Here is an 11,067-nt window from a genome sequence, read left to right on the forward strand (position 1 = left end):
ATTAAATCTGTTTACTTGCCAGATATTAACGATAAAAATCGTTCTCGGGCGGCTTTTTGATGTACGGCTTTCTGAATATCGCCACTGTTACGGGCTTCTTTCCATGCGTCCAACGATCGCGCCGTGCTGTTTGCTTCCTGATATGCTGGATAAGTTACCGGGCTAACGTCATAAAGGCGTGAAATCTTGTGAATTTCGCGGATTATTACGCCATCGTCATCCTCATACCATTCATCGCCGTTACGGGCCACATTAAAAGCAAATGATGATTGAGTGATGTCGCCGCGCTTTAATGGCGCGATCACTAAATCCCGAATGGTCGGCGTATCAGGTGCGATAATGTCATAACGTAAACCGGTGTCGTCAACACTTAGGCTTAATGTGCCGGCGGTTGAACGTCCGAGAATGAAATTCGGGTCATGATTGAACAGACCGCGAACATCATCATCCAGCACGTCATCAAATGCCCCGGGCATAATGATTTCACGAAAGCCCCACATCAACTGCGAGCGGGTGTTAAAAACCGAACCATACCCGATAATATGAGTAGGTTCGGAATCTTTACTTTCAGCCCGAACTTCGCCAACGTAGGACCGTTTTTCAATATCAGTCATCGGGTTTGTTCTCCTCTTTCTTGTCTGATTCGATTTGTTGTGCCGCATTAACACTGACAAGATATTCATCTAACCCGTCAACTGGGTTCATATCTTCGAGTGTGCGGGCTTCATTGCGTGACATCCAGCCATCAGTGATCGCACTATGATAAAACTGCGCTCTTTCGGTTGGCGTGCCGCGCATAATGCCGCCAAGGTTAAACTTCACAAAATAACCGGCTTTGCGTTCGGTTTCGGTAAATACCTTGCGATTAATTTCCTGTTCCCAGTTCACGATCCACGGCATCAAACTGTAACGGATAAATTGAATCGTCTGCTCAGAGATGTTCGAAAAGGTCGCCTTTTCCAAGTCGTTAATCATGTGTGCCGGAACGTTAAAGATCCCAGCAATTTCCGAGCGGTTGAGCTTCATCATTGATAACAGTTCGGTATCTACGGGCGATACCGTGAGCGCTTTATACTCAAGCTCCCCCGGTAAAAGAACCGTTTTATTTTCTTTGCTTTTCAGTTCCGCGCTGGCTTTATCCCAAAACTTTTTGAAGCTCTCCCATGCTTTTTCATTAAGCGGTGTTTTTACATTCACGATCCCCGCTGGGCGCGCGTTACCCAAGAAAAAACTACCCGCAAAATCTTTAGCATTCAACCCGAGACCGATTGTTTCGGCGTGCTGTTGGATAACAGATTTCCCCATTTTTAGGGAAGTTCCAAGGGCTTTTACGTGGATCATGTCATCCGGTGTGATTGATAATGTCTCGTCATCCCCATAGTAGCCGTAAACGTAACGACTGCCATTTTTTAGTAACTGCACCATCCACGGTTCGCAGGTTTCGATTGATTCAATCTCTCCGCTTCGGCGGCGGACAATGTGTAAAAAAGAATTGCCATGTAAAAGTACCGCACTTTGCCCGTACTCCCGCATTTTGTACGACGTTTGCCAAAAATTGGGGTTGTCATGGAGTAGATAAAATAACGGGTGGTCGCGCGCAGGCTCAATGTTTTTACCGTCTTTGCGCATAACGTGTAACGGCAATTGAGCAATGGCGCTTGATAGCACATAAACGCACGCGTAAACCGCGCTTAGCTTCATCGCTGTGTCGGCATTAACTGTGCGTGATTGTCCGCCGCTGAATAACTCATCATAAGCCCCCTCAGCGCTCAAAGGAGTTTTCGGATTTTCAAGGGAGCGCGTAGAAAATAATTTATCAAAAATCATTTATGCCCCCGAGATGAGATAATGGCGTATAACAAGCAAAGCACGCCGCCAACAATACAAGTATCAGCAGCGCCGTATTGTAGGTAAACGCCGGTACATAATGCGCCAAGTCCAGCCAAACCGACCAGATCAATAAAAAATGTTCTCATAGCGTTAATACCTCGTCCGGGATAAATATCCCGTCATCTTCGTTTAGCATGATTCTTCCGATTGCCATCATCAGCGCGACGGCACCATCGATTTTATTTTCCGGTATTTCTTTCACCGGACGGACAATGTCATCATTCCCCGCAGAATGTTTACCAACTACGTTACCGATACACCACGTCATGATCGGGTTTCCGTCATGGTGGAAGCGACCGGATTCAATGGCCGCCTCAAGCTCTTTCATTGGGTCAGATAGATTGGTGTAATTTTGCGTGATAGTAATCGGGTTTAATCCCTCATCCGCCATATCGTGAGAGATGGCGATCGCACCGTGCGGGTCTATTGCCACGCAATTGACTTGATGTTCCTTGTTTGTATCTTTCACACATTCAAGGATTTCGCGATAGTCAACCTCTGCGCCGTCGGTTGCGATTAGATGCCCACTGACTACCCATTTTTGGTATTTATCCACCACTCGTTTTAAAGCAGTATCAGTACTAAAAACAGTGTCTTCCGGTACAAAAAACAATGGAGAAATACAGTAATAATGACGTTTACCATCAATAATTCGACTAAACACCCGCACAAGTGAATTCATATCGAGCTTTCGCGCCATATCCAGACCGAGGAAAACTTCTTCACCTTGGAAATCTTCAAGGCTTAATGTTTCGTCGTAACACTTCTCCCAGCTCACCATGTTGAAATAGGATTCTTTCGCTGATACCCAAACATTCAGGTGCTTTGTTTTGAATTTATTCGTAAAGCGTGGATTATTGATCGCCTGTTTCTGCTGACTTATCAAATAATCCGCATAAACCGAAACGTCAAAATTCGGGTTAGCTTTTTGTAGCACTTCCGGACTTGTCCAGTCGTCGCCCTCGTCGATTGTGTAGATTAAACCGAACAATTCATCATTCGGCACCGTGCCATTCAGCATTTCAATCACTTCGCGGCGCTTGTCGTAACAAGGCCCTTCAATGTTGTAACCCGCCGTCGTGATAATCCACATCAACGGCTGGCGACGTGCGCCCATACCGGTGAGCATTGTTGTATAAAGTTCGTCGTCTTTATGCTCATGGTATTCGTCCACGATCGCACAACTCGGCGACGCACCGTCCCCAGGGTTCCCGATTAATGGTTCAAAGCGTGATCCGTCGGCGGGGCGGTTAAGATTGGATGCGTTAACTTCAATTTCGAATGTTTTACAGAGCAATTCTGTTTTCTTACACATTAACCGGGCAGGACGGAACACCTCCCACGCTTGCTTCTCGGTTGTTGCCCCCGAATAAACCTCCGCGCCGAACTCGCCATCTACGCAAAACATATACAACCCAACACCGGCAGAAATAGCCGATTTTCCGTTTTTACGCGGGATTTCGGTATAAACTTCGCGGTAACGGCGTAATCCGCTGATTTTCTTGATCCAGCCGAAAGCGTTTGCCACTGCGAATAATTGCCACGGCTCAAGCGTAATTAGCTGTCGTTTTAACGCCCACTCGCCTTTAGTGTGCGGCAAAAGTTGAATAAATTTACAAGCGCGTTCCGCCAGTTTTTCATCAAAGCGATAAGGAAAATCCTTGTCCTTTTGATTATCAAAATCATCTAAATGCCGCTGACATGCTTTAATCACCAAGCGGCAAGCTGGAATCTTTCCGGAAACGATGTCTTTTGCGTACTTGTTCGCTTTTTTTACGTTATCCGTCATTGCATTAACTTTAACTCCGCGAATGGATTGTGATTTTGCTCATCTACCTTACCAATCAATCGTTGTCGACTGCTTGGGTCAAGTCCGAGCAACGCGCCGAATGTAGTCATCTGTTTCAACGCTTCATTCAAAACAGTAAAAGCAGGATTTTTCGATAATCCACCATTACCGTTCTCAACAAACGTGCCGTATTTTTCAACATCTTTACAAGCACGATTACGATTCTGATATGCAATGCAATAGTTTGTAACTACTTCAAGATCGGTTTGGAGTAGAACTCCTTGGGATAGTAATTCTTTTAGAATAAATACCCACATCTTTTTACCGTCAGTATTAAGCTGAGATGGTGGTGGGGTGTTTTCATTAAACGGGCTAAATTCAGGCTCGTCTTTATTTAATTTTCTTTTACCGGGGTTGCCGCGACGCTCTTTCACTTTCGTCGGAGTGGGCTTTCTTCCTCGCCCCGGCGTTGTTGCTATTCCTGTCATTTGGCGTTTACCCTAAATTTTTAATTTCGCGGTTGTAAAAATTGAGTTGAACGGGCGGTATCCATAGATGAAACCTATAGAGATTTACCCACCCCCTCCCCTTGTAGAATTGACCGCACTTTAAACGCTATCTCAAGCGCTCTCTTGCGGTTTTGAATTTATGGCATGAATTACATAAACTTTGTAAGTTTGAAAGATTGTCACTGCCACCATGTGCTTTAGCTATGATGTGGTCAACGGTTGTTGCTGTAACATATCTACCTTTTTTTAAACACTCTTGGCATAGATACTTGTCACGTTCCAATGCGACGGTGCGCAACGCTCGCCACTGTGAGCCATAACCGCGTTGGCTTGCCGTCTTGCCTTGCTGGTGTTGTTGCCATCCGCAACCTAAATGCAGTTCACAATAACCGCTTGAATGCGTTGTTGTGTTCTTACATCCCTGTTTTCGGCATGCTTTAGGTATTCTTGCGGGCATTTTCATTCCTTTTATGTACATACAACAAAGGGCGCTTGTTTTAACGCCCTTTAATTTTCCATTTAGTGCTGAGTGTTCTCAACTTGCCACTCTCTTATCTTATCAATCCTATTCAGGCACATGTCGCGCTCACGCTTAAGGATGACAGAGTATTGAGTGATGTCTCCGTATGTGTTGCCGTTAAATCCTGTCTTATCCAAATGAGCAACATAAGCAGGCGGCAATACAGGACAACCGGTAGCTTGTGGTTTACCTGCGCAAGAACTCAACAACATTACGAGGAGCGGAAGCATTATAAGGATGGCTTTGTTTAATATCTTGTGGGATGGATTTAATAACTTCATCTGATTCGCTCCGTGCTTCTGCTTCTTGTTTCGATAGCTCTAACATGATGCGCTGATTTTCAGCCGCTTCGTCTTTTAGCCTTGTTATCTCTTTTTCTTTTTGAGATAACGCTTGCGCCTGCTCTTTGTTGTCGACTCTTAAGTCAATAATAGTGTTGTACTGGTACCGCAAAACGCCGAGCAGGCACAAAACCGCAACGACACCAACACATATCGCACCAAACTTAATCCGCTTAATTAATTGTTCACCGGGGTTAAACATAAATCACGCTCTCTTATTCTGCGCTTCATGATTGACGGGTGTGGCTTTCCGTTTACGCTGGCATAATTCGTAAATGTGTTACACATACGCATAAAGTCTTTATCTAAAGCCGCTTTGTATAACTGAGTTTTAAGCCGCTTACCCGATTTTTTGTCGTAGTAGTAACGAGCGCCACCGCACCCTAGGTTGTGTACCACAGACCCCAAGGCGTCAATCTGATTTTGATTCATCTCGGCACCGTTAAAGTAAAGCATGATGCAATCACCTGCTTTCTTGAGATCTTTGGCATATTGTTCGGCTATTTCTTCATCGGTGTAGCGCTTATTTTCAAGAATCATTGTTCCGCCAGTAACGGCTGCGCCAATACCGTAAGTTAAAACATGAGCCGAACAGCGGTAAGGGTCACGGCGACAACCTTCTTCATCGCCAATAACTTGCGCGCCCTCTTTGCTGATCACAAGGTCATCCGCATAATCAGTGTAAACCTTGCCGACAATAACACTTACCAAACACACCGCGCCGGCTAACGTTTTTTTAACTGTTTTGTTCATTAATCAGATTCCCGTTTTTGTCGCGGATTCCCGCTCGAATTTCTTCAAGCTCCAGCATACGTTTTTTATATCTTGATTCCCGCCAATAGCCGCAAACCGTCACAATAATACCTATCAGAATAGCCCATTCTGATAATGTGAAATATCCAATAAGCCCGGTTAACCAACCAACTGTTAGCGACTCAGTCGGCATATCTTTGAACACTTGCATTTTTGCCATACCCCACCCCGCTTTATTCAGGGCAATAAAAAACCCCAACTGTTACCAGTCAGGGTTTGTTTAAATCCACATCTATTAATTTCAGCGGTGAACATCACTTACACGACGACCACCATATATTCAAATGATAGGACAAGATGACAAGGTTTGTCAATATGTAATTTTGATGTTTTTTGCATTTTGTCGTCCAGTTCGAAGAATAACGAAACCAGTTACAAGCAGTTCGTGAATTATCGCTTTTGCCAATTTCAATTCTTTTTCAACATTCCGCTTCACAGTTTTAAGGCTCGGAATGCGAATATCTGACTTACCGGCACACGGCTGCATTTTCATCTCTCCACAGTTTTCACGCAGTTTAACGGCTATGCGATTTATCGTGTTTTTGTTTACGTAATACGAGAACACAATATAGTGTAAAGTGCGGTCGTTCTTGAAGAAGAATTGCTCGATAAGCTCACTAATCATCATGCCGACTTCATCGCTACAAACCGGTTCGCTTGGATCCGCCGGAATCACGCTCTTCATTAGTTTAGCGATGATATTAAACTCAGGCTTGTCTAATCTACCCAATCTAATCCACGCCCCCCATGGATACATGTTCTTATCAACAAATTCTTCCTGTTCCTCGGTCAGTTCAAGCTCGCTAAATTTACGCATCGATACCTCTAATTTTAATGATTGACTTACCTTTACTTACTACGCCTTTTTCCTCTATTGAGTATTTGCGGATGATTTTGCGGTTATCGTCTTTGATTAATCCGGCGCCGACCAAGCTATCAAAAATCCCTTTAGGTAAATTATCAAGGTCACGTGGGCGGTTATCCGGGAAGTAGATTTCCATCTTGATTTCAACCGCACTTTCAAAAGGATCGAACTTAGAACAAACCTCAGTAGCAATGCGTTTAAATTCTCGCCCTGCTTTTGATATGTAATGCTTACCTTGTCTTGTGTGCTTCCAGTAGTGGTTCACGCTCGGTGGGTACGGCAAACAGATTTCAAGCCAATCACTCATAACTTGCCCTCGCGGATTAAAATTGCCTGAGTGCGTGCCATACCCTCCAAATGAGCCAGTAACAGTTCGTCCTTGGTGTAACCGATCTTTGTTCGTAAATCGATTGCGTCGTGACAGCTTGAGCACGCCCACGCCCCTAATTGGTCGGGCGCTTTTTGCCCTGCTCCAGTAATGCCAGCGGCGCGTATGTGTGCTAATACGGTTGTTTCCGGGTTATAATTACAAACACCAACTAACCGCACTTGGCATTCTCGCCCTTTAGCTTCTTTTCGATAGTCTATTTTCCCCATGTTTTCACCTCTAAAATTAACCGCACTTTTTGAACTGTAAACTATTGGTTGACAGTTGCAGCTCAACCGCCAAACCCTATTAATTGATTAATCTTGTTATCCAGTGCCACTTCGTCTTCATAGATATTACAAAGCGTTTCGTTCCAGATGACGCCATACACCGTTTTATACACATCGTTGAATCGTTCCTGGCTCATATTCGCGAATGAGATTGACCAACGCTCTTTAACGGTTCCTCCGTCTTGTGCCGGTTTGATGTCGTAAAATCCCGCTTTTTTCATCACATGATCGAGATACGATTCAAGGGTTTTCATTCCCTCATAATCCAATTTTGATTCACGATTCAACCGCACTTTTGCCAGCACGCTATCTGCTATCGGTTTAGTTACGTTCTGATACAGATTTTCATCGTTGGCCGCTACCGCGATTTCTCTTGCGACTGCCTGCGCTATCCATTCTTCGGCTTGGGTCAGTACGCTAAATTCAGGCTGCCAATATTCAAAACCTGCATCAAGCAGCGCGAAAAACTTCTTGTGATGTTGGTAATTCCGATTGTTACCGATGGGTGTAATTTTTACCGCACTTCCCACCGGCAACCCTTTGAGTAGATTACGGTCGTAGTCTGTTTCCGCCACCACCGCACCGTTCGCATATTTAACCGCGTGGATTACCGTTTTTTTCTGCTTTTGGCTCGCCATTCGAATTCACCTAAATCATCGATGTGGACATGACGGATAACCTGCCCCATATTGCGGTGACGTGGGTCAAATATCGCTAAGTGATTACCACGGCAGACATCAGTCCATAAACCTGTTTGAGGACTTAAAAACTTAATGCGGCCGCCAACAATAAAACGGATTTCCGTTGCCTTTTGGGTGATTAGCGAAAACCATTCCGTGCTAATGTCAACCGGCAACAACATAACCACTAAGCAGTTGTGATTTTCAAACAGTTCGATGGAACGTTTAATAAAACTTAACGGGTCACTAAATGGCGGGTTAATGAAAATACGCTCGTTTTGTAGCGGGTAAGTTAAGTAATCCATTTCAGGCGTTACATATCGCTCAAGTTTTGAGTTGTACGGTAGTGCGGCACCATCAATCGTAAAGCTAAATTCAGCATGAATCGGGTTAAATAGCGAAAGTGATGTTGGGTATGTGTCCTTATCAAATTTTCGCTCTGTCATCTTTTCATTCCTATAATCTGTTTAAGTTTTGCGATGTTTTCTGCGGCTTTTTCCGGACTGGTTGGCACGGTTGTTTGTGTCGGTAGTTGTTTTCTGCGTGCCGGTATTGTTTCGCCGCTTTCAATTCGCTTTGCTATTGCCTTGAGTGCCTGTTCGCACTCTTTTTTAAATTCCATCGGTGTCCATTGGTCACGACGACCGCGGCTGCACAAGTCGGTTAATAACCAGTATTCTGCGTCCGATAAATAATTAAATTTATCCTCACCGTCCGTGCAGTAAACCGCTTGAAATTTACTTACTCGCGCCGGCAATTCGTCAGGTGTTGGCAAACCAAGAGTGGAGTAATCCGTTATGTTGCACCATGCGATGAATTGACCTACTGACGGGAAAAACGCGCTTGCTTGTGTGGCGGCAATATCAAGTCCACGTTTGAGTTTTAACGGGGTAACTACGCCGGCTTTGAGTAATTCTTCAAGCCAAATTTGCTTTGCGTAGTTGTAATCTTCGGTGGTGGCAAACGCTTGTTTCCATGCGGGGTGTAACGCTTTCAGCCGCTGGAACATACGATCAACAAGTTTCGTTGCGTTGTCAGAAATCCGCGCTTTTTCCACCGGCGCGCGATAGTTTGGCTCGCTACCGATGACCTGCGCTAAGTTTGCTACGGTTCTCATATCATCGACCCTCGCGGCACATTGACCGTGCGACCGATAGCCCAGCTGCCGTCATCGGCGAAATCATCGCGTTTTTTGCCTTTCGCGCCGGACAGGTTTTTACACCAATCAGCCCGAAAACCTTGCCAGTTTTGGCAAATAGCGATTTCGATTGCTTCGGCAAGTGGAATGCCCGCTTTGTCGGCTTCTCGCTGAAAGCCCTCAAGTGCAGTCCTCGTAATCGCCGCTTTTTTCGATTTTCGGTGTTCGGCAAAGTCATCGGCAAGCTGACCGGTGATACCGAACTCGGCAAGCAGCGAAAGTGCAGTATTTTTTTGCGAAGTTTTTTTAATTGTATTTAATGGTGTATTTATATTGTTTTTATGTGAGGTACATTTTTTGCTACTGGTACTAGGTACATTTTTTGCTACTACCCTAGTGGCATTTTTTGTCACTGGTTGTATTTCTTGTAACTGGGTACATTTTTTGCTACTGGTACTAGGTACATTACGAACCAAATAAAATTTATTTGTTATGCCTAATTCGCGCTCAGTAATAATCAAGCCCGCTTGCTCTAATTCGTCGATAACGGCGTAAATCGTGCGCTTATCCTTGATCTTCGTTTTCTCTTGGAATTGAGATACGGAAATGTAATCGCTTTCCCGCTGCCAGCCTGTTGTTTGACGCGCGATTAATAAATAACACTTAACGGCGTTCCCTGATAAATCAGCAATCAATTCATCAACAAAAGCATTGGGGATTTGGAAAGAATTAACGATAAAATCACTCATTACGCCACCGTCTTATCTTGTTTGAAATTACCATTCCAGTTTGCTTTCATCGGTAATTGATTTTTCATGTACCAGTCATAGATTTTTGCTGCGCCCTTTTGCAGCAAAACCGGCTTGTAAAAAATACGCACTTCTTGACCGTGTTCGGCTACCTGTGTGTTTTCTTCGGTCAGATACACATCGCGCGCACGGGATGTTACGCGCCAGCCGTATTTATCCTTGTAAACCCAACCTTTACGAGCCAAGAAATCATTGATCTGCGAAGAATTAGCACCGTTTAACCCTTTTACAAACTGAGGCGCGCTCATACCGTGGCGGAAATAGCTCTGCATTGATTCAATCTGTTCTGATTTCTGTTTGCTATCCAATAAAGCGCGTTGTTCACCCTCTTTTGCGTCAGCCCATGCGCGAGCCGCTGCAACCGGATCAGAAAAGTCAGGTAAAAGTGCGGTCGAATTTTGATTTGTTACCGCCCTATCAAAAGTGCGAATAACGTATAAGTGGAATTTCGGACTAATCCACATTGCGTAAGCGTAAACAAGTTCTTTGCTTACGAATGTTCCAAGCCCTTGTTTTGTAAGGATAGACGGAATTCCGTCTTTTGAAATTTCGCCGATTAACTCCTGCGTTTGCTGATTTGATAACCAGTAAGCAGGGCGATGACGACTTTCACCACCGCTTGCTTGATGTAAATCATTTAAGCAAAAACGCCCTTGTTCATCTTGGCGAATTTGTGTATCATAAAGCTGTATTTTGGTTTTCATAAAAAATTCCTTCGTACAGAACCACGGTTGCCGCCGTGGTTTTTTATTTGCCCAAATATTTCTCGCGCAACCGGTCGTCAAAGCCTTTTGCCGCCAATAAAAGCAGTTCCAACTCTGATTTCTCAATTGCTACGTGAGAATCCCTGTCGAAAACATCAAACCCATTTGCCGCAATAAAATTAAACGCCTGATTAGCGTCTTCATTGCTGACAAAACGGCTTAACGTGGACGGCGAACATTCCATTTCGTCCGCGATCTCGCATTGTTTCTGTTTCCAGTATTTGTTCATAACCCGATCCGAAAGTGGTTTTGCGGATCTGGTGAGTTTATTGCGTGCCATTGCGCTTGCCTG

General features: G+C 44.5%; 19 protein-coding genes. All 19 read right to left on the reverse strand.

The window, feature by feature from the left end; genetic code table 11:
- Positions 1-11: 11 nt before the first annotated feature.
- Positions 12-683 carry an HK97 family phage prohead protease gene (locus ACO5E4_RS03600; RefSeq protein WP_485862096.1) on the reverse strand — a complete coding sequence of 224 codons (672 nt, stop codon included), beginning with the start codon at positions 681-683 and terminating at the stop codon, positions 12-14.
- The gene (locus ACO5E4_RS03605; RefSeq protein ID WP_485862097.1) at positions 607-1,827 is read right to left on the reverse strand and encodes a phage portal protein; all 1,221 of its coding nucleotides are present in this window, start codon (positions 1,825-1,827) and stop codon (positions 607-609) included. The genes ACO5E4_RS03600 and ACO5E4_RS03605 overlap by 77 nt, the downstream gene beginning before the upstream one ends.
- Positions 1,824-1,976, reverse strand: a complete 153-nt coding sequence (locus ACO5E4_RS03610; protein ID WP_485862098.1) for a hypothetical protein — start codon at positions 1,974-1,976, stop codon at positions 1,824-1,826. Before ACO5E4_RS03610 ends, ACO5E4_RS03605 begins: the two co-directional genes overlap by 4 nt.
- Positions 1,973-3,679 (reverse strand): terminase large subunit, encoded by a 1,707-nt coding sequence (locus ACO5E4_RS03615; protein ID WP_485862099.1) that lies wholly within the window; start codon positions 3,677-3,679, stop codon positions 1,973-1,975. The genes ACO5E4_RS03610 and ACO5E4_RS03615 overlap by 4 nt, the downstream gene beginning before the upstream one ends.
- Positions 3,676-4,167, reverse strand: coding sequence for a phage terminase small subunit P27 family (locus ACO5E4_RS03620; protein ID WP_442539276.1), 492 nt, complete (start codon positions 4,165-4,167; stop codon positions 3,676-3,678). Before ACO5E4_RS03620 ends, ACO5E4_RS03615 begins: the two co-directional genes overlap by 4 nt.
- 127 nt (positions 4,168-4,294) lie before the next feature.
- Positions 4,295-4,666: an HNH endonuclease gene (locus ACO5E4_RS03625; protein ID WP_485862100.1), complete on the reverse strand. Its 372-nt coding sequence runs from the start codon at positions 4,664-4,666 to the stop codon at positions 4,295-4,297.
- 41 nt (positions 4,667-4,707) lie between these two features.
- Positions 4,708-4,989, reverse strand: coding sequence for an Rz1-like lysis system protein LysC (gene lysC / locus ACO5E4_RS03630; RefSeq protein WP_485862101.1), 282 nt, complete (start codon positions 4,987-4,989; stop codon positions 4,708-4,710).
- Positions 4,895-5,251, reverse strand: coding sequence for a DUF2570 family protein (locus ACO5E4_RS03635; protein ID WP_485862102.1), 357 nt, complete (start codon positions 5,249-5,251; stop codon positions 4,895-4,897). Before ACO5E4_RS03635 ends, lysC begins: the two co-directional genes overlap by 95 nt.
- Positions 5,227-5,802 carry a lysozyme gene (locus ACO5E4_RS03640; protein ID WP_485862103.1) on the reverse strand — a complete coding sequence of 192 codons (576 nt, stop codon included), beginning with the start codon at positions 5,800-5,802 and terminating at the stop codon, positions 5,227-5,229. Before ACO5E4_RS03640 ends, ACO5E4_RS03635 begins: the two co-directional genes overlap by 25 nt.
- On the reverse strand, positions 5,786-6,022 hold the full coding sequence (locus tag ACO5E4_RS03645) for an HP1 family phage holin (RefSeq protein WP_485862104.1): 237 nt from the start codon (positions 6,020-6,022) through the stop codon (positions 5,786-5,788). The genes ACO5E4_RS03640 and ACO5E4_RS03645 overlap by 17 nt, the downstream gene beginning before the upstream one ends.
- Positions 6,023-6,172: 150 nt before the next feature.
- A complete protein-coding gene (locus tag ACO5E4_RS03650; protein WP_485862105.1) occupies positions 6,173-6,679 on the reverse strand; it encodes an antiterminator Q family protein in 507 nt (168 codons plus the stop codon).
- Positions 6,672-7,034: a RusA family crossover junction endodeoxyribonuclease gene (locus ACO5E4_RS03655; protein ID WP_308605245.1), complete on the reverse strand. Its 363-nt coding sequence runs from the start codon at positions 7,032-7,034 to the stop codon at positions 6,672-6,674. The genes ACO5E4_RS03650 and ACO5E4_RS03655 overlap by 8 nt, the downstream gene beginning before the upstream one ends.
- Complete coding sequence (locus ACO5E4_RS03660; RefSeq protein WP_006718649.1) at positions 7,031-7,324, reverse strand: DUF1364 domain-containing protein; 294 nt, start codon at positions 7,322-7,324, stop codon at positions 7,031-7,033. Before ACO5E4_RS03660 ends, ACO5E4_RS03655 begins: the two co-directional genes overlap by 4 nt.
- Positions 7,325-7,386: 62 nt before the next feature.
- Complete coding sequence (locus ACO5E4_RS03665; protein WP_295658114.1) at positions 7,387-8,022, reverse strand: DUF1367 family protein; 636 nt, start codon at positions 8,020-8,022, stop codon at positions 7,387-7,389.
- Positions 7,992-8,510, reverse strand: a complete 519-nt coding sequence (locus tag ACO5E4_RS03670; RefSeq protein ID WP_485862106.1) for a DNA N-6-adenine-methyltransferase — start codon at positions 8,508-8,510, stop codon at positions 7,992-7,994. The genes ACO5E4_RS03665 and ACO5E4_RS03670 overlap by 31 nt, the downstream gene beginning before the upstream one ends.
- The gene (locus tag ACO5E4_RS03675; protein WP_485862107.1) at positions 8,507-9,181 is read right to left on the reverse strand and encodes a replication protein P; all 675 of its coding nucleotides are present in this window, start codon (positions 9,179-9,181) and stop codon (positions 8,507-8,509) included. The genes ACO5E4_RS03670 and ACO5E4_RS03675 overlap by 4 nt, the downstream gene beginning before the upstream one ends.
- Positions 9,178-9,951 (reverse strand): replication protein, encoded by a 774-nt coding sequence (locus ACO5E4_RS03680; protein WP_006718655.1) that lies wholly within the window; start codon positions 9,949-9,951, stop codon positions 9,178-9,180. Before ACO5E4_RS03680 ends, ACO5E4_RS03675 begins: the two co-directional genes overlap by 4 nt.
- Positions 9,951-10,715 carry a KilA-N domain-containing protein gene (locus tag ACO5E4_RS03685; RefSeq protein ID WP_485862108.1) on the reverse strand — a complete coding sequence of 255 codons (765 nt, stop codon included), beginning with the start codon at positions 10,713-10,715 and terminating at the stop codon, positions 9,951-9,953. Before ACO5E4_RS03685 ends, ACO5E4_RS03680 begins: the two co-directional genes overlap by 1 nt.
- 43 nt (positions 10,716-10,758) lie before the next feature.
- Positions 10,759-11,055, reverse strand: a complete 297-nt coding sequence (locus ACO5E4_RS03690; protein ID WP_442541673.1) for a hypothetical protein — start codon at positions 11,053-11,055, stop codon at positions 10,759-10,761.
- Between the last annotated feature and the right edge of the window lie 12 nt (positions 11,056-11,067).

The sequence above is a fragment of the Aggregatibacter sp. genome (genome assembly GCF_057314075.1).